Origin of the sequence: Hymenobacter metallicola, assembly GCF_004745645.1 — a bacterium.
In the GTDB taxonomy this organism is placed as follows: domain Bacteria; phylum Bacteroidota; class Bacteroidia; order Cytophagales; family Hymenobacteraceae; genus Hymenobacter; species Hymenobacter metallicola.
In genome coordinates this window covers 71,471-89,978 of record NZ_SRMB01000003.1, presented here as the reverse complement: position 1 = coordinate 89,978, position 18,508 = coordinate 71,471, and the positions used below count along the sequence as shown (strand labels likewise).

Here is an 18,508-nt window from a genome sequence, read left to right as displayed (position 1 = left end):
TACAACCCTAACCTCATCAACATGCCCTGCGGTAAAAAGAGAAAGCGTCATAAGATTGCCACTCACAAGCGGAAGAAGCGTCTGCGCAAGAACCGTCACAAGAAGAAGTAAGCCCTTTCCGGGTTTGCTGGCGGCTGGTTAATTGCTTTAACTTCAGTCGTCTATCTCTCACGTAGAGTATCTCGAGAGTGGCTAAAAGTTCGCTTTTCCCGTGGCTAAGAAGGGAAGCTGGTGCCTGGCGCACTGGCTTCCCTTTGCCGGTTTCGGGGGATAGGGCTACGGCTGGTTTCGGTGCTCACTTAACTTATCTGACCCATTGAGTAACGAATTAGTCATTAATTCTACTCAGGAAGGAGAACGGATTGCCCTGCTCCAGGATAAGCGGCTCATTGAATACCACTTTGACCGCAACGACACCAACTATTCGGTTGGTGACATCTTCCTGGGCACGGTCAAGAAAGTTATGCCCGGTCTGAACGCCGCGTTCATCGACATTGGGTATCAAAAAGACGCGTTTCTGCACTACGGCGACCTGGGGGAAAATTTCCCCTCGCTGTTAAAGTGGAGCAGAGGCGTCCAATCGCAGAAAATTACCGTCGGGGCGCTCAAGAACTTCCAGTTCGAAGGGCAGCTCGACAAAGTCGGCAAGGCCGCCGACGTCTTCAAGAAGGGCCAGCAGCTGCTGGTTCAGATTGTAAAGGAGCCGATTTCGACCAAGGGGCCGCGCCTGAGCATGGATATTTCCATGGCGGGCCGTTACTTGGTGCTGGTTCCATTTTCGAATACGATTAGCGTATCCAAGAAAATTGTCAGCAAGACGGAGCGGGAGCGGCTCAAGCGGCTCATTGCTTCCATCAAGCCCGACAATTTCGGCGTGATTATCCGCACCGTGGCCGAAGGCCGCGAAGTGGCTGAGCTCGACCGGGATATGCAGAGCATGACGGCCAACTGGGAACAGCTCTTTCAATCCTTGCGTGTGGCCAAGCCGAACGACAAGGTGCTGGGCGAACTGGGCCGCACCAGCTCGATGCTGCGCGACATGCTCAACGAAAGCTTCGACTCCATTACCGTGGATTCGGCGCCGATGTATGAGGAGATGCGCAGCTACCTCCAGAAAATTGCGCCCGACAAGCTCGGCCTGCTCAAGCTCCACACCGGCAAGGTGAAAGTGTTTGAGCACGTGGGCATTGAAAAGCAGCTCAAAACGCTGTTTGGCAAGACCGTAACGGTTCCCGGCGGCGGCTATTTGGTGATTGAACACACCGAGGCCCTGCACGTTATCGACGTTAACTCGGGTAACAAGAGCAACCAGGAAAGTGACCAGGAGGCTACGGCTCTCATGATCAACATGCTGGCGGCCAAGGAGGTAGCCCGGCAGCTGCGCCTGCGCGACATGGGGGGCATCATCGTCGTCGACTTTATCGACATGAAGAGCCCCGAGAGTCGCAAAAAGGTGGAGGATGCCGTCAAGGACATCATGAAGAACGACAAAGCGCGCTTCACGATCCTGCCGATTACCAAATTCGGGCTGCTGCAGATTACGCGGCAGCGCGTGCGCCCCGCCGAGAACATTGTAACCGGTGAAGTGTGCCCCACCTGTGGCGGCACGGGCAAGATTTCGGCCTCTATCCTCGTAACGGACGAAATCGACAACAGCATTGAGGACTTGCTGGTTACCCAAAACCAGTCGGGCATCACGCTGTACGTGCACCCCTTCCTGCACGCTTATTACACCAAGGGATTGGTGTCGAAGCAGATGAAGTGGTATTTGAAGTATTATAAGTGGGTCAAGATCATGAAGGATACGTCCTTGGGCCTGACCGACTACCGCATCGAGGATGAGCGGGGCGAGGAAATCGAAATACATTCCCCCGCCGCCGCCATGAGCCGCCTCCAGGACCGGGAGGTGGAAGAAATTACTGATTGACGGTTTTTCTGCGAAAACCTTCCTGATAAGAAGAAAGCCCCCGTTACTCGGCAAGAGCAGCGGGGGCTTTTTCTTTTCACTGGGCTAGCCGGCTGGAATGGGCTGCTGTACTAACTACGTGTCAAGGGAAGCAGCGCAAAGCCATCCGTCCTCTACTGTTGATCAATGGCCTTTCACCAAAAAGCCCTCAACCGTCGACAACGATTGAGGGCTTTGCCCTCAAGGATACTCAGCACGCTTCAGAAGACGGATGACTTTGTTCCTCGCAAGGAGGCGTTGCGTAGAGCACACTAAAACTTGAGGCCCAGATCAAGGGCTATTTCATTGTTTTTGAGCGTCACATCCTCGAAGCCCCGGTCTTTGTCGAAGTATTTGTCGATGTTGACCAGGCCCCGGTGGTAGGAGAGGCCGCCAAATATTTTGGTGCTCTGTCCTAACTGATATTCAACGCCAGCGCCAATCAAGGCGGCTATGTCCGGGATGATGACGTGGTCGGAAGCATCGGTTTCCGTGTTGGAATTGCTGGGGTCGGTATAGCGCTTCTCGCCGTTGATACGCGTGGCAATAGCGCCGCCAACAGTGCCGCCGAGCTGGAAATACACTTTTGTATCGGTGGCTACGTCGTTGGTGAATAGCTTCACGGTGACGGGCACTTCCAGGTACTGAATGCCAATTTTCTGCTCCCGAGTGATGCTGGGGGTAGTGGAAACCGAGGCCGGGTCACGGTCGAGGTAGGTGATGGTGCCGCCCTTGCTCGTTAGCCACAGGCCGGAGCTGAAGGCGTAGTTCTGGCCGAAAAAATAGTCGACGACCAGTCCCCCGCCCAGGCTAAGCTTGCTCTTCTCGTTCTGGAAATTCAGGGACGAAGGTGAATCAGCCCGCAGATACGTGATGGAGGGGGAGAGCTTTAGGCCAATTTCAACCTGAGCCGAAGCCGTGCCGGCCGATGCACCCAGCACCAGCATTGCGAGAAGCAATTTTTTCATAAGAAAAGGAAAAGAGTCAGGCTTTAGACGAAAGACAGCCGTGCGGCGTTTCGTTTTGGCTATTTTCGCCCTAAAGATAGAAGCGTGACGAACATTCCTGCCTACCTGCGCCTTTTGCTGGCCTGTTTTCTGAGCACTAGTCTGCTGCTAAGCGGCTGCACGTCGAACGAAACCTGTACGCCTGACCCGGAAATAACCAAACTACCGGTAGAGGTGCAGATTGAGCGGCTGGAGCAGCCCTTCTTTCAGCTTAAGAATGTGGCCGGAGCCAAACAGTTTTTGCGCCAGCAACCCGCGTTTGCTACCTACTATTTGGGCCGTCGTCAGTTTCCCTCCGAAGATGTGCTAGCCGAGCAGCTGGTCGGGCTTGCCACCAACCAAGGGCTGCAGAAGCTGGGCCGGGAGTCGGCAGATGCCTTTAAGGACACCAAGGTATTACAGTCCGAACTGAAAAGCCTGTTTCAGCACGTGCGCTACTATTTCCCGAGCTTTCCGGTGCCGCCCGTTAAGACCTTTGTCAGTGGGCTGAGCCAGGATTTGTTTGTGAATGACAGCCTGATGGTGCTGAGCATCGACTTTTTCGCCGGGCCCAAAGCCAGCTACCGGCCCAACGTGCCCGACTACATCCTGCGGCGTTATACCCCGCCCCACCTGCTACCCACCGCCGCCTTGGCTATTTCCAGCAAGTACAACCAAAAGCAGCTGACTAACCAGACGATGCTCAGCGAGATGGTGCAGTTTGGCAAGGCGCTGTACTTTGCCGAAAAGGTGCTGCCCTGCACGGCCGATTCCCTGCTGATTGGCTTCACGGATAAGGAGCTGGCCAACCTGCAGTTCAACGAGGGCAAGGTCTGGGGGCATTTTATTGAGAAGAACCTGCTCTATAATACCAGCCCTTTTATCATTCAGAAGTATATCGGGGAGCGGCCCAACGTGCCGGAAATCGACAAAACCTGCCCCGGGCGGGTAGGGGCCTGGGTGGGCTGGCAAATTGTGCGCAAGTACATGGCCGAGCATCCCACCGTAACCCTGGCCCAACTCATGGCCCAGAAAGACCCCCAGCGCATTCTGAACGAGTCGCGCTACCGGCCCAAGCGCCGCAGCTAGGCGGTTTTCAACCTGTTCCGACTCAAGACTCCGCTGCTGTGCATATTGCCGTTTTCAGCCAGTACCACACCAATCCTGACTGTCCGGCTACCAGCCGCCATTATTCGTTGCTGGCTCACCTGGCCAAGTCGCACCGCATTACGCTTATCACCACCCGCACCTGGGAAGCCCAGCGCCTGACCCACGAGTACCCGTGGCTACCGGCCGGGGTGGAAATGCGGGCGGCCGAAGTAGCCTATGATAACAAGATGGGCGTGGCCCGTCGGGTACTTTCTTTCGGGCAATATGCCGCCTATGCCGTGCGGGAAGGGCTGCGTTTGGAGCGTCCTGACGTTATCTGGGGAATATCGACGCCCCTGACGGCCGCCTGGGCTGCCGCGCGGGTAGCCCGGCGCCGCAATATTCCCTGGGTGTTTGAAGTGCAGGACCTCTGGCCTTCTTTTCCCATTGCTATGGGGGCAGTGCCAACGCGCTGGGCCCAGAAACGGCTGTTTGCTCTGGAAAAAAGCCTCTACAACGCAGCCCAGCATATCCTGCCGTTGTCACCTGATATGACCCGCTATATCGAGGGCCTCGGTATTGCCCAAGACAAGATTACCACCGTCTTGAATGGTACCGACCTCGACTTGGCTGCTCTGGCCACGCCCCGCGCGGTGGCTAGCCTGCGGGAGCAGCACAACTTGGCTGGTAAACGGGTGATTTTGTACGCCGGTACCTTTGGACGCGCCAACGATATTCCGACTCTGGTAGCTGCCGCCGAGCAGCTCGCCCAAACCCACGCCGATGTTGTGTGGCTATTTATGGGCTTAGGTTTTCACGAGCCGCTGGTACGAGCCGCGGCTTCACGCTGCTCCGCTATTCGGGTAGTCGCCCCCCAGCCCCGTCACGCCGTCTTTGCATGGTTCAAGCTGGCCGATGTATCCGTAGTGTCTTTCCTGAATCTGCCGGTGCTTGATGCTAACTCGCCGGCCAAGTTTTTCGACAGTCTGGCCGTGGGTACTCCGGTAATTGTCACCAACCAGGGATGGACCAAGGAGTTGGTGGAGCGCAACCAGTGCGGTTGGTATGCGCCAGCCGGCGACGCGGATGCTTTGCAGCGCCTGCTTATTGCAAAATTAAGCCAGCCAGAGGAGTTAGTGCAGGCAGGGCAACATGGGCAGACAGTGGCGGCAAGCTTGTTCAACCGGAAACAAATTGCTCATACGATTCAGACTATTCTGGAAACGAGTGCCGGCCTTTAAACCCCCTAAGACCAGTTTTGTACTAAGTTGTACTAACAGCTCGGAATAGCTAAATTTCTACGGTAGTGGCAGGGCTTAAATCTTGCGTATCGGGCTTGCCAAAGTGGGTCGCGTAATACTTGCAAAAGCCTTTTAGTGGGCAAATTCCGCATTTGGGGGTGCGAGCCACGCACACGTAGCGGCCGTGTAGGATGAGCCAGTGGTGCGCTTTGGGAATGAGGGATTCGGGTATATAACGGACTAGTTCCTTCTCTACGGCCAGTGGGGTTGTCGCCTTTTGCGTGACTAGGCCCAGCCGGTGCGACACCCGGAACACGTGTGTATCCACGGCCATGGCGGGCTGGTTGTAGATTACGGACACGATAACATTAGCCGTTTTGCGGCCCACGCCGGGTAGGCGCTGCAGTTCCTCAATGGTGCTGGGCACTTCCGAGTTAAACTCCGCAACCAGTAAGCGTCCGAGGCCGGCCAAATGCTTGGCCTTGTTATTAGGATACGAAACGCTGCGGATGAAGGGAAAAATCTCCTCCGCCGACGCCAGCGCCAAGTGAGCCGGGGTGGGAAACTGCTCCAGCAGCGCCGGCATGATCTGGTTGACGCGCTTATCGGTACACTGCGCGCTAAGCACCACGGCCACAATGAGCTCGTAGGGGTTGCTGTAGTGCAGCTCCGTTTTGGGCTCAGGAAAGTGCGTGGTGAAGTAGTTCAGAAAGTGGCGGAACCGCTCGGGCTTGCGCATGGCAGAAAGCTGATAAGCACTAGGAGAGCCACAAAATAAGGCCAAAAAAAGTCATCCTGAGCGCGGCCGAACCCCTTACCCAGCCCATGAGTCATTTTCACGACGCATGATACTAGCAAGGAATTCCTGCAAGCTCAGGATGACAGAATGATGATTACGCTTTACCCAGCCTTGAGAAAGGTGCGGGAGTACTGCAGAATTGAGGCGGTGGTACGCTGGCTGGGGGAGCTTTTAAGGCCATCCAGGCAGCGCTGGGCCAGGAGGAGGTCGGCGCACACAGTTGCCAGTTCGGCGTCGTGGAGCAGGGCGCGCTCTACTTCCTGGTGCTCATTAGCCGGCAATTCGTTGTATACGTACCGGAGCAGTTTCTCGTGGGTAAAGGTTTTGATCATAGAAAACGGGTTGTGCGGCCATCTTCTTCCGCAGGTTGATCAGCGCGTAACGCATACGCCCCAGCGCTGTATTGATGCTAACCCCCGTCGCGTCCGCAATTTCCTGAAAGCTCATGTCGCCGTAATGACGCATGATGAGCACTTCTTTCTGCACGGCGGGCAGGTCTTGGATTAGCTCCCGAAGACGGGCGTGGGTTTCCTCACGGGTGATGGTAGCCTCCGCTCCCTCTTCTGCCAACGACAACGAGTTGAATGCATGACTTGTTGTATCGAGGTTCAATAAAGGGCTGCGTTTTTCCCGACGGAAAAAGTCAATAGCCAGATTATGAGCGATACGGCAAATCCAGGACGAGAATTTTCCTTCCTCGTTGTAGCGCCCACTCTTCATCGTGTGGATGGCCTTGATGAAAGTATCCTGCAGCAAATCTTCGGCAACATCCTCATCGCGCACGATCAGCATGATGGTGGTAAACACGCGGCTCTTGTGCCGGTCTAACAATAAAGCAAAGGCATCTTCCTTACCGGCGATGTAAAGGGATATGAGAGCGGAATCGCTCGGCTGCATGGTGTCCATAAAGGCTACGGGTTAGAGGAACGTAGAGCTTTAGGCCATAGACTGCAGTTGCCGGTGAAATTGAGAACGTTTCTGAAGAGGAGATGAAGTTTTCAAATGTAGAAAACGGCTACACCATTCGCAACGGATAGTTGCTTCAAGAGTGAAATAATTTTTGCCTTTTGAAACAATTTATCAAATAGTGTATATCAACTATTTAGTATTGAAAGCACTAGCCACAAAATTTACATCCCGCCTGTTCGTTTGCGCGGGCGCCAAACCATAAAAAAAGCCCGCCGAAGCGAGCTTGCACACGGGCTGCGTTCCGGGTCAGCGCCGTAGTTGGGAGTCGATGCTCTGCAGCTGGCTATCGATGGCCGCGGCCCCGGCATTCTGGCCGACTACGGCCGACGCGCGTTCGGCAAGGCGGTCGGAGAGCTGCTGGAGTAAGGCCAGGCGCTGCTCGGTGCGGCGCAGCTCAGTTGCTAGGCGCTGGGGTACCAGAGCTTGGGTAGGGCCCGGCAGCCGGGTTTCGGTAGGCTGGCCGGTTACTTGGCGGGCGCGCTGCTCAATGGCCGGAGCCGACATCATATCATCGGTAAAATTGACTAGCCCGCCTTGCATGTTAACGGCCTTGCCTTCGGGTAGCATCTGCCGCGAACCATCTTTGCCGACCATAATTCCATCGGGCCGAACGACCAGGCCATTATCCATTGTCACGGGGGCTGAAAGGCGGCTGAGCTGCCCGGCCTGCAAGCGCATCGTAACGCCCCCGCGCCGCACCACGCCATCCTTAAGCGCCGCTGTTTGGGAAGGTACAGAAGTCGGGGTCTGAGCCAGGGTTGGGGAGGCCGTCAGCAGAAGGCTTCCGAGGGCAAAGCAGGCAAGGGCAAAGCGGCGCATGGCAGGTGGGATCAGCGTGAGAAGTGGGAAGCCAACATTCAGCTTCCGGATTTTCTGCTGACGCGCTTTGCGGCGGGAAGGTTACGCGTTGTTTTCGTGGGCCCGCCGACGCGCCAGCCAATCGGCCGCCATACCCTCGTCGCTGAAAAGGCGCACGTGGCAGTCGGCATCCGAAACCAGCGGCGCCCCGTTTTCCTGGTCGACGTTACTCAGGTGGGCCGGCGACATCAGGAATGCCAGGTATACGCGGCCGCCGAGCAAGGGCGTGAGGCGGGGCAAAAAGGTAGAAAGCACCCACTGGGTGGAATCTTCGCTGATAGTGCCGCGCCGGCGCAGGTCGAGAAGCCAATACCGTACTCGTTTGGGAGCCGCCACCCGCAGCGTGGCTTCGTAGCCCTGCTGCACTTCGTCGGGGCTTACCTGGCGCAGCCACCGGCCCAGCAGCGTGCCCAGGTCTTCGCGCAGGGTAAGCTCCACAAAATCGGCAACGGTCGTGACGGTGGGTACAGGCATGGAAGAAACGGTTAGCAGCCGTGGATAACGGCTTACGCTCAGGCTAGTAAGATAAAAAAAACGGCAGGCTTTCCAAAATAGCGCCGGGCTACTACAGGTCTGGTTGCTCTGTGCTACACCGCTTAGGACTGGCGCAGCCAGTACTCGGAAAGAAGCCGGTAGAAAGCTGGTGAGCAGCGTTGTTCGACAGGACCGCGTATGCAGAGCCTACATTCGGTAAGCTGAGCCACGACTTTTGCCTGGTCTTTCGGTTTACCTTTGCCCGCTTCTCTTTGCCTGCTGCCTTATGTCTGCTGATACTTCGCTCACGCCCCACGACCCGTACGCGGCCCTCCGTATTCCTGATTTTCGCCGACTGGTTTTGGCTCGGGTGTGCTTCACTGTTGCTACCCGGGTGCAGGGCTTGGTAGTGGCCTGGCAGATTTTTCGGCTGACCAACGATCCGCTGGCCCTGGGCTTTATTGGTCTGGCCGAGGCCTTGCCCAGCATTGGCGTGTCGCTGTACGCAGGCCACGTGGCCGACTCGGTGAAGCGCAAGAACATCATTATCGTAACCGTGACCGTGCTGCTGCTCTGCGCGGCGGCGCTCTGGGCCCTGGCCTCGCCGCTGGGGTTGCCGCTGCTGGCCAAAGGCTCGTTCTATACCCTGCCGCTCTACATTGTAATCTTCATCAGCGGCATTGCCCGCGGCTTTTTGGGCCCAGCGCTGTTCTCGTTTATGCCCCAGCTGCTGCCCAACCGGGAAAAGCTGGCCAATGCCATTACCTGGAACAGCACTACCTACCAAGCCTCGGCGGTGCTGGGGCCGGCTATCGGCGGCTATCTGGTAGCCCACCTGGGCGTGGCCAACTCCTACGCGGTGGCCACGGCCCTGCTGCTGCTGGCCTTGCTGCAGTTTGCCGGTATTGCCTCGCGGCCCTTGCCGCCCCGGGAAGGCGAGAAGCTGAGCCTGCAGGAAAGCGTGCTGAGCGGGTTGAAGTTTATTTTCAGCAACCAGCTGGTACTGGCGGCCCTGGCCCTGGATATGTTTGCGGTGCTGTTTGGCGGCGCCGTGGCCTTGCTGCCCGTCTTTGCCGTGGATATTCTGCACGTGGGCGCGGCGGGCCTGGGCCACCTGGAGGCGGCACCGGCTGTGGGCTCGGTGCTGATGGCCGTAGCCCTGACTTACTTCCCCCTCAAGCGCCACGCGGGCCGCAAGCTGCTGTGGGCGGTGGCGGGCTTCGGGGCTGCCACTATTGCGTTTGCCTTATCCACCAACTTCTGGCTGTCGTTGGGGCTGCTGTTTCTGACCGGTGTGTTCGACTCAGTATCGGTGATTGTGCGCTCCACGCTGATTCATACCTATACGCCCGAGTACATGAAAGGCCGGGTGTCGGCGGTAAACAACATTTTCATCGGCTCCAGCAACGAAATCGGGGCCTTTGAGTCGGGGGCGGCGGCTAAGCTGATGGGCGTGGTTCCCTCGGTGGTATTCGGCGGCATCATGACCATTCTGGTGGTGCTTTTTACCACCTGGCGGGCCGACAAGCTGCGGAGTCTGGATATGACCCCGAAGAAGCCGGAGCCGGTGTCGTAGTGCCAAATTATGTAGCATAAGTATGTGATAGAAGTGTAGCGGAAGCGCTATATAGTGTAGCTTTGCCCCCGAATTATGCCACCTTCCGGCACTTTATAGGCTTAGCGGCCGCCCCGCGCTATGGCTACTTCCGATTCCGTAGATGCTTTAGAAGCCCGGCTGGCCCACCTGCGGACCACCGATGCGGAAGCCTTTATGGAGGTGTTGTTCCGGGAGTTTTACCGCCCGCTGGGGCAGGTCATACACCGCGTGGTCAAGGACAAAGAAGCCACGGAAGACTTGCTCCAGGATGTGTTTCTGCGCATCTGGAACGGCCGCGACACGCTCAGCATCAGCACCACCTACCGCGCTTACCTGTACCGGGCCGCCCTGAATGCAGCCTTGCGCTACCAGGAGCGGGGCAAGCGCCAAGTGGCCTGGGACGATGCCCCGCCCGCCGCCGAACCCCGGGTGGATAACGCCCTGCATGCCCTCTACCAACAGGAAACCGAAGACTCGGTAGAAGCCGCCCTGAACCAGTTGCCGCCCCAATGCCGGGTGGTCTTTACCATGAGCCGCTACGACGAAATGAGCTACCAGGAAATAGCCGAGGCACTGGAGATTTCGCCCAAAACGGTGGAAAACCAGATGGGCAAGGCCCTGCGCATCATGCGGCAGCAGCTAAGCAGCGTGCTCAAGAACCTCTATTCTTTTTTACTGCTCTAAGAGCAAGTGAAAAAATATTTTCGTGGGGCGTGGGGGTAAGGCCTGGGCAACGGATCAGCGAGAGGAAACCATCCTTTGGCTGACCTGAAACCTTACCGACGCTATGAAGACCTTTGCTACTCTCTGCCTGCTGCCCCTAAGCCTGCTGCTCGGTGGCTGTGACTGCAACGACATCTTTCCCGACAAAGTAACCGGCAGCGGGCCGGTCGTGACGGAAAACCGGACGGTGCCGGGCTTCTCCCGCCTCGAGCTGGCCGTGGATGCCGACGTGTACTTAACCCAAGGCGCTACCCGCACCGTGCGGGTGGAGGCCCAGCAGAATATTCTGGATGTGCTGCAAACCAATGTGAGCGGCGAAAGGCTTTCCATCGGCTACGGTCGGGTAAACGTGCGCAACCACGAGCCCATCAAGGTATTTATTCAGACCCCGGCCCTGAGCAATGTGGCGGTATCGGGCTCGGGCAAGGTAGTGGGCCAGAATGCGTGGCGGGCCGATGACCTGGGCCTGAGCTTGTCAGGCTCGGGCGGTATCGACCTGTCAGTAGTCGGGGCCCAGAACCTGCGCACCGACATTTCGGGCTCGGGGGCGGTGCGCCTAGCCGGCGACGCCCGCCGCCACGAGGTACATATCAGCGGCTCGGGCTCCGTCGATGCCTACCCGCTGACGGTGCAGGCGGCCGAGGTACATATCAGCGGCTCGGGCAGTACCTACCTCACGGCGACGCAAACCCTGACTGCCTCGATTAGCGGCTCGGGCAAGGTCTATTACAAAGGCCGGCCCAGCGTGACGGTGCGCACCTCGGGCTCGGGCCGCGTGGTAGATGCCAACTAACCCCACTACTGACCTGTATGCGGCGGCTTTTCTGACCAGACTCTCTTTTTCTACTTTCTATAAGCACGTGTAGCTATGCTGCGACTCTTTGCGCTTTTTTCCTTCTGTCTTATTGTGCTGAGTTCGGCTGCCTGGGCGCAGTCGTCGGGCCCGGCCGCTACGGGTAAAGTCACCGTGAGCGGCTACCTCAAAGACGCCGCCAACGGCGAGGCCCTGGTGGGCGCCACGGTAGTCGTGAAAAGTCTGGGTGTGGGCGCCACGGCTAATGAATACGGCTTTTACTCCCTGACCCTGCCCCAGGGTACCTATACCATCACCTACACCTTTTTGGGCTACGAGCCCCAGAACGTGCCGCTCACGCTTGCCGACAACCAAACCCGCTCGATACGGCTGAAGGCCCAGGGCGTGCAAACCGGGGAGGTGGTGGTGACCGGGCAGAAGCCCGATGCCAACGTGCGCAGCACCGAAATGGGCACCAACCGGCTCGATATGAAAACCGTGAAGTTGGTGCCAGCCCTGCTGGGCGAGGTCGACGTGATTCGCAGCATTCAGCTTCTGCCCGGCATCAGCACGGTGGGGGAAGGTGCCTCGGGCTTCAACGTGCGCGGCGGCGGCGTGGACCAGAACCTGATTCTCTTGGACGAGGCCCCGATTTACAACGCCTCCCACCTGTTTGGCTTGTTTTCGACCTTCAACCCCGATGCCGTCAAGGACATTAAGCTGGTGAAGGGCGGCATCCCGGCCCAGTACGGCGGCCGGCTTTCCAGCCTGCTCGACGTGCGCATGAAGGAAGGCAACACCCAGCGCCTGGGCGTGAGTGGGGGCGTGGGGCTGATTATGTCGCGCCTGGCCGTGGAAGCCCCGATTGTGAAAGACAAAGGCTCGTTTATCGTGGCCGGGCGCCGCTCCTACGGGGACCTGTTTCTCAAGCTCGTGCCCGACCAGAAAGACAACCAGGCCTACTTCTACGACCTCTCGGCCAAGGCCAACTACACCCTGGGCGAGAAAGACCGGCTCTACGTGTCGGGCTACCTGGGGCGGGACGTGTTTGCCTTCGGCAAGGCCTTCAAGAACACGCTGGGCAACCGCACCGGCACCGTGCGCTGGAACCACGTGTTCAACTCCCGGCTGTTTGCCAACGTGACGGCCCTGGCCAGCAAGTACGACTACGGCCTGGGCGTGCCCGAGGGCAACCAGTCGTTTGAGTGGAAGTCCAACATCGTTAACTACAGCCTCAAGGCCGATTTCAACTACTACCGCACGCCCCAGAGCACGCTCAACTTCGGGGCCAGCGCCATTTACTACACCTTTTTGCCCGGACAGGTGACGCCACTCAGCGCCAATTCCATCTTCCGGCCCATTGCTCTGGATAACCAGCAGGCCGTGGAATACGGGGCCTACATCGACAACGAGCAGACCTTCTCGCCCCGCCTCTCGGCCCAGTACGGCCTGCGCCTGAGCATGTTCGACTACCTCGGCGGCGGCACCGTGTACGACTACGAAGGCCCCAACGGCCGCCAGAAAACCCCAGTAAATCCGCGGCAGTACGGCAGCGGCGAGGTAATCAAGCGCTACCCTAACCTGGAGCCCCGGGCCTCGCTGCGCTACGTGCTGACGGATAATAGCTCGTTGAAAGCCAGTTACAACCGCATGGTGCAGTACATCCACTTGGTGTCGAATACCACGGCCTCCTCGCCCCTGGATGTCTGGACGCCGAGCACCACGAACATCAAGCCCGAGCACGCCGACCAGCTGGCCGTGGGTTACTTCCGCAACTTCCAAGACAACGCCTACGAGGCCTCGGTGGAGGTGTTCGGCAAGCGCATGGACAACCAGATTGACTACATCAACGGGGCCAACACCCTGCTCAATAAAAACCTGGAAGCCGAACTGCTCTACGGCGTGGGCCGGGCTTACGGGGCCGAGTTCTACCTTAAAAAGAACGAGGGCAAGATGACGGGCTGGATCAGCTACACCCTGAGCCGCTCGGAGCGCCAGATTGACGGCATCAACAACGGCAACTGGTACGTCAACAAGTACGACAAGACCCACTACCTCTCGGTGGTGGGCATCTACACCCTGTCGCCGCGCTGGACGGTGTCGGGCACGTTCAACTACAGCACCGGCATTGCTACCACCTTCCCCGATTCGCGCTACGTGTACCAGGGCCTGGTGATTCCGAACGTGAACGGCGACGTGCGCAACAACTACCGCGTGCCCGCTTACCACCGCCTTGATCTGGCTGCCACCCGGGAGGGCAAAGTTGACCCGGCCAAGCGCTGGCACAGCAGCTGGACGTTCTCGGTCTACAACGCCTACGCCCGCCGCAACGCTTACAGCATCTATTTCCGGCAGAACGAGGACAATCCGGCCAAAACCGAGGCCGTGCGCCTGGCCGTGTTCGGCTCCGTGCTGCCCTCGGTGTCTTACAACTTCAATTTCTAAGCTCGGCTTTTGATATCCAGTATATGAACCGCATAGCCACTTTTCTTCTCGCCGCCGGCCTGCTTTCCCTCTCCAGCTGTATCGACGTGGTGCCGGTAGAAATTCCGGAAGGCAAGCCCCTGCTGGCCGTAGAAGGCGAAATCACCGACCAGCCGGGCCCGTACTACGTCACGCTCACCAAGACGGCGCCCTACTTCGACGAAGCCGAATTGCCCCGCGTAACCGGGGCCGTGCTGACCCTGCAAGACAGTGAAGGCCACCTCGAAACCCTGCGGGAAGTCAGCCCCGGCCGCTACGCTACCAGCACGCTGCGGGGCAAGATTGGCAACCAGTACGTGCTGACTATTAAGGCGGAAGGGGAGGAGTACCGGGCCGAAACCGAAATCCGCCGCACGCCCGAAATCGACAGTATCCGGGCCGAGTTCCGGGCTAAGTCGCCGACGGAAGACGAGGGCTACTACATCCTGTATTATGGCAAGGAAACACCCGGAGTGGGCGACTATTACCGCTTCAAAGTGATTCACAACGGGCGGCTGCTCAACCAGCCCAACGACCTGATTGTGACCAACGACGAAATGGTGGACGGCAACTACATCAACGGCGTGGAGCTGACCGACGAGGAAGGCGCGGGCGGCGTACCGTTCAAGAAAGGCGACAAGGTGCGGGTCGAGGCCCTGTCCATCCCGCGCGACTATTTCTACTTCCTCAACGAAATGGCCACCCAAATCAACAACGTGGGCTTGTTTGCCACCCCGCCGGCCAACGTGCGCACCAACGTGCGCAACGTGCAGCCCGGTTCGGAAAAGGCCGCCGTGGGTTACTTCGCCGGCCATACCCTACGCGCCGATTCGCTGGTGATAGAATAGGGTTTTAGTTGTTGGCTCCTGGTTATTGGTTGTTCGGTCTGATTACTCCCTACCTGTATGATGTAGAGTTCTTCTAGAAATCAATGGCATATTTGTGCCACCAGTCGTCCCATAGTCCTTAGCCAGGGGTAAGGGGCTGACAACTGACAACCAACAACCAACAACTAGAATGCTCCACTCTGCGTCTGAGGCGCCCTGGGATTTGCTGGCCAAGCACTTGGCGGGCGAAGCCACGTCCGGCGAGCTGGAGCAGCTGCGCAACTGGGTGACGGCCGACCCCAAGCGTCTGGGGTTACTCACCGACGCTACCCGGGCCTGGGAGCGGGCCGGCGCGCCCCCCGTCGCCGACCTGTTCAGCGAAGCCGATGTGGAAGCGGCCTGGCAACGGTTCCAACCCAAGATGAGCGGGAATAAAGCCCCAGTGGCCCCGCCGATGCGGGTGCACCACCCGGAGCCCGTTGCTACCGGAAGGGCAGAGGCCCCAGAAGGGAAGGTGATACCACTACGGCGTAGCCCAGTGCCCGCCCTGCTGCGCATTGCCGCAACCGTTTTGCTGCTGATTGGGGTCGTGTATGCCATGCAGAAGTACCGGCGCGAGTTGCTGCCGCCGCCGCCCGTGGCCGTATCTGCCGGCGCCCAGAAGCGCCTGCTAGCCCTGCCCGATGGTAGCAAGGTCTGGCTCAATAAGCATTCGACGCTGGAGTATGCGGCAGATTTTAGCGGGAGCAGGGGTCGGGAAGTACAGCTGAGCGGCGAGGCTTTCTTCGAAGTGCACAAAGACCCGGCGCATCCGTTCACGGTCCTTAGTGCCGAGTCGCGCACCCGTGTGCTGGGCACCTCTTTCAACGTGCGGGCCTACGCGGCGGAAGACTCGGTAGAAGTGTCGGTGGTGACGGGTAAAGTGGCCTTTGCCAGCCGCCGCAGCCACCAGGACTCGGTGCTGCTCCGGCCCGGCCAGCGCGGCGTGCTGCAGACGGCCGCTGCCAACGTGGCCGCCGCGGTGCGGCAGACTCCTACTTCGGACGGCAACTTCCGGGCCTGGCAAACCGGGGAGCTGGTCTTCGACAATGCCTCCCTGGCCCACGTCCTGCGTACCCTGCGCACCACTTTTGGCACCACCATTACCGTGGCCGATAAATCCTTGCTGAAATGTCGTTTCACCGGCACCTTCCAGCAGCCCGACCCGGCGCAGGTGCTGCAGGTCGTTAGTGTAGCGACGAATGCTACCCTGGCTGGCGACGCCGTCAATGGCTACATTCTTGGGGGCCAAGGCTGCCAGTAATCCGGTGCAGCGGGGCCAGTGTAGCCCCAGCTGTCGAGTAGGCCAAGCCCTTGGTAAGGCCCCACCTGTTTCTGCGAGCCTGCCCGTTCCAATTCCTTTTATTTCCGCGCTTATGCGGTACCTGCTTAGTTTTTCCTTGTGCTTGTGCTTGCTAAGCGGTACTAGCTGGGCGCAGTCGGCGGCTACGTTGCTGACCCGGCGGGTGCGCATCGTGGCTACCAATGCGCCCCTGCAGCAGGTTCTGCGGGACATTACCCGTCAGAGCGGTGTGCCCTTCAGCTATAGCAGCACGTTTATTCCCCTGCAGAAGCGCGTGACTCTGCAGACCCAGGGCACCCAGCCGGTAGGGGCCGTGCTGAACCAGCTGTTTCAGAACCGGGGTGTTTCTTATCAGGTTATTGGAGGGCAAATTGTGTTGTGGCGCACGGGTGAAAAACCGCCCTTTGAAGCTCGCAAGGCAGCGGAACCTGGGGTGCCGCTGCCAAGTTCCGCTGCGGGCGTGAGTGCAGCATTTCGGGCGGCTAATAAGGCGCGGTCGGGAAGTGGCAAGGCGGCTGGGGCCCGGTCGGCTGTAGCCGCCAATAGCCCGGTGAAACTGAGTACGTCGACTGGCTACAAAACCCGTTCGGTGCGGCCCGTGGCTCCAGTCACGGCCAGCACGCAGAAAGCAACAGGCCCATTACCAACCCGAGTAGCCGTACCCGCCCCAACGGTATCTGCTGCGCGCCCAACAGCCGCCGCGGATACGGCGCGGCCCCCCAGCAGCGCCCTGACGGATACAACTAGCCGGGAAACTCAGTCGGCCCTGGCCCGGCTGCGGCAAAAGGCAGCTGCCGCGGCGCAGGCTGCCACCGGAGCCGTAGCCCGCACGGCCCGGCGCACGGGGCGCACCGTCGGGCAAGGGGCCAAACAAGTAGTAGGTGGAGCCAAATCGGTGCTGGATACGGTGACGGTGGCCGTTGCCGAATTGCAAGAGCCCCTGCGCAAAAGTCCGCGCCCCGGGGGGCCGGCCCTGCGCCGCGACACCCTGGCCGGGCGCGTGGTGCCCGTAGCTAGTGGCCTGCCCGCCCGCGACACCGTGCTGAAGCCGGTGCCTATGGCGGCGTCCGTCGTTGGCAAAACCTATGACCGGCATGCCTGGCAGGTTTCCTTTGTAGCTCCCTTGGGTACTAATGGGCTGCGTAGTGGCCGCAGCATCAATGATTTTTCCCTGAACATACTGGGTGGCTACGCCGCCGGCGTACGGGCCGTGGAGGTCGGGGGACTTGTAAACGTAGTGCGCGACACCATGCAGGGCGTACAGGCCGCCGGGGTCGTGAACGTAACGGGCACGGAAGTACGGGGCGGGCAGGCCGCGGGCGTGGTAAACGTGGTGGGGGGCTCGGTGCGGGGCTTGCAGGCGGCGGGCCTGGCCAATATCGTGCGCGACGACGCCCGCGGGGTGCAGGTAGCGGGCTTTGTGAACATTGTAGGCGGCGCGGCCCGCTCCCGGCACAACGACAACCGTCCGGCCCTGGCCCGGCAACTGCTGGGCCTGCCGCGCCTGCTGGCCACCGATTCGGTAGCCCAGCACCTGAGTGCTCCCAGCGCAGCGTCGCTGCCGGGGCCACTGGTGCAGGCGGCCGGCTTTGCCAATCTGACGGGCACCGATATCCGCGGGCTGCAAACGGCACCGTTGCTCAACACGGCCCGGCGGGTGCAAGGCGTGCAGCTGGGGCTGGTGAACGTGGCCAAGCATGTGCAAGGCGTACAGTTTGGCCTTATTAATATTGCTGATTCGGTGGATGGCGCCACCTTGGGCATCATCAACATTGTGCGGCATGGCTACCTGCACGGCGAAGTATGGACCAGTGAAACCCTGCCCCTGAACGCGGCCCTAAAGCTGGGCACTACGCGCTACTACACCATTTTGTCGGCCGCCACCCAGCCTTTCGGTAGCCGGGTGCACTGGGCTACGGGCTTCGGCATTGGCACGGCCAGCCGGCCGCACGGGCGCTTCAGCTGGAACCTGGATTTGCTCGACTGGTACCTGCTCAAGCAACCCGGCACGGAAGGCACGCTGCTGTCGTACACCCAGCTGCGGCCTACCCTGGTCTGGCAGATTGAGCCCCAGGGCCGTCTGGGCCTGGTTGTTTCGCCCACGCTTAATCTGGCCCTGTACGAAAACGACGGCAACGGCACGAATTCGGACTTTGGCAAGAATCAGCTGCTGCTCACCGACACCCAATGGGGGAACACGCCCGCGCGCCTGTGGCTGGGTGGGCAAATTGGACTGCGGTTTTGATAAATCGGCCTGTAGGCCAAGAAAGCATCCAGAACTATAAATACTATAAGGGTCGGCTTTCATGGCTTACTGTTGAGCTTGTGTCATAATAAAAAGATTTGATATAAAAAATACCCACATCTGGCGATTGTGCCGCCCTGGGAGCCAATCTAATTTT

16 protein-coding genes are annotated in these 18,508 nt (G+C 59.2%); 10 read left to right on the top strand and 6 right to left on the bottom strand.

Annotated features, from left to right (window positions below):
• Positions 1-316: 316 nt before the first annotated feature.
• Positions 317-1,927 carry an Rne/Rng family ribonuclease gene (locus E5K02_RS15605; RefSeq protein ID WP_167856433.1) on the top strand — a complete coding sequence of 537 codons (1,611 nt, stop codon included), beginning with the start codon at positions 317-319 and terminating at the stop codon, positions 1,925-1,927.
• Positions 1,928-2,217: 290 nt separating this feature from the next.
• Here E5K02_RS15605 and E5K02_RS15600 read toward each other — a convergent pair whose 3' ends face one another.
• A complete protein-coding gene (locus tag E5K02_RS15600; RefSeq protein ID WP_135396153.1) occupies positions 2,218-2,913 on the bottom strand; it encodes a porin family protein in 696 nt (231 codons plus the stop codon).
• Between the two features lie 84 nt (positions 2,914-2,997).
• Here E5K02_RS15600 and gldB point away from each other — a divergent pair, with 84 nt between their 5' ends.
• Entirely contained in the window at positions 2,998-4,020 is a 1,023-nt protein-coding gene (gene gldB, locus E5K02_RS15595) for a gliding motility lipoprotein GldB (RefSeq protein WP_240737302.1), read from the top strand.
• A 38-nt stretch (positions 4,021-4,058) separates the two neighbouring features.
• Positions 4,059-5,261, top strand: a complete 1,203-nt coding sequence (locus tag E5K02_RS15590) for a glycosyltransferase family 4 protein (protein ID WP_135396152.1) — start codon at positions 4,059-4,061, stop codon at positions 5,259-5,261.
• A gap of 49 nt (positions 5,262-5,310) precedes the next feature.
• Here E5K02_RS15590 and nth read toward each other — a convergent pair whose 3' ends face one another.
• From nth to E5K02_RS15565, 5 genes are all read right to left on the bottom strand, one after another.
• Positions 5,311-6,000 (bottom strand): endonuclease III, encoded by a 690-nt coding sequence (gene nth / locus E5K02_RS15585; RefSeq protein ID WP_135396151.1) that lies wholly within the window; start codon positions 5,998-6,000, stop codon positions 5,311-5,313.
• Between the two features lie 161 nt (positions 6,001-6,161).
• A complete protein-coding gene (locus E5K02_RS15580) occupies positions 6,162-6,392 on the bottom strand; it encodes a hypothetical protein (protein ID WP_135396149.1) in 231 nt (76 codons plus the stop codon).
• Complete coding sequence (locus E5K02_RS15575; RefSeq protein ID WP_135396147.1) at positions 6,331-6,966, bottom strand: RNA polymerase sigma factor; 636 nt, start codon at positions 6,964-6,966, stop codon at positions 6,331-6,333. The genes E5K02_RS15580 and E5K02_RS15575 overlap by 62 nt, the downstream gene beginning before the upstream one ends.
• A gap of 309 nt (positions 6,967-7,275) precedes the next feature.
• Positions 7,276-7,848: a DUF6799 domain-containing protein gene (locus tag E5K02_RS15570; protein WP_135396145.1), complete on the bottom strand. Its 573-nt coding sequence runs from the start codon at positions 7,846-7,848 to the stop codon at positions 7,276-7,278.
• Between the two features lie 81 nt (positions 7,849-7,929).
• Positions 7,930-8,361: a hypothetical protein gene (locus E5K02_RS15565; protein WP_135396143.1), complete on the bottom strand. Its 432-nt coding sequence runs from the start codon at positions 8,359-8,361 to the stop codon at positions 7,930-7,932.
• 286 nt (positions 8,362-8,647) lie between these two features.
• Here E5K02_RS15565 and E5K02_RS15560 point away from each other — a divergent pair, with 286 nt between their 5' ends.
• The 7 genes from E5K02_RS15560 to E5K02_RS15530 all read left to right on the top strand — a co-directional run bounded on the left by E5K02_RS15560 (position 8,648) and on the right by E5K02_RS15530 (position 18,351).
• Entirely contained in the window at positions 8,648-9,937 is a 1,290-nt protein-coding gene (locus tag E5K02_RS15560; RefSeq protein WP_135396141.1) for an MFS transporter, read from the top strand.
• A 120-nt stretch (positions 9,938-10,057) separates the two neighbouring features.
• Positions 10,058-10,642 carry an RNA polymerase sigma-70 factor gene (locus E5K02_RS15555; RefSeq protein ID WP_135396139.1) on the top strand — a complete coding sequence of 195 codons (585 nt, stop codon included), beginning with the start codon at positions 10,058-10,060 and terminating at the stop codon, positions 10,640-10,642.
• Positions 10,643-10,745: 103 nt separating this feature from the next.
• Complete coding sequence (locus E5K02_RS15550) at positions 10,746-11,474, top strand: head GIN domain-containing protein (RefSeq protein ID WP_135396137.1); 729 nt, start codon at positions 10,746-10,748, stop codon at positions 11,472-11,474.
• A gap of 75 nt (positions 11,475-11,549) precedes the next feature.
• A complete protein-coding gene (locus tag E5K02_RS15545) occupies positions 11,550-13,919 on the top strand; it encodes a TonB-dependent receptor (RefSeq protein WP_135396135.1) in 2,370 nt (789 codons plus the stop codon).
• A 23-nt stretch (positions 13,920-13,942) separates the two neighbouring features.
• Entirely contained in the window at positions 13,943-14,785 is an 843-nt protein-coding gene (locus E5K02_RS15540; RefSeq protein ID WP_135396133.1) for a DUF4249 domain-containing protein, read from the top strand.
• Between the two features lie 169 nt (positions 14,786-14,954).
• Positions 14,955-16,067, top strand: coding sequence for a FecR family protein (locus E5K02_RS15535; protein ID WP_135396131.1), 1,113 nt, complete (start codon positions 14,955-14,957; stop codon positions 16,065-16,067).
• Positions 16,068-16,179: 112 nt separating this feature from the next.
• Positions 16,180-18,351 (top strand): LA_2272 family surface repeat-containing protein, encoded by a 2,172-nt coding sequence (locus E5K02_RS15530; RefSeq protein ID WP_135396129.1) that lies wholly within the window; start codon positions 16,180-16,182, stop codon positions 18,349-18,351.
• Positions 18,352-18,508: the final 157 nt, after the last annotated feature.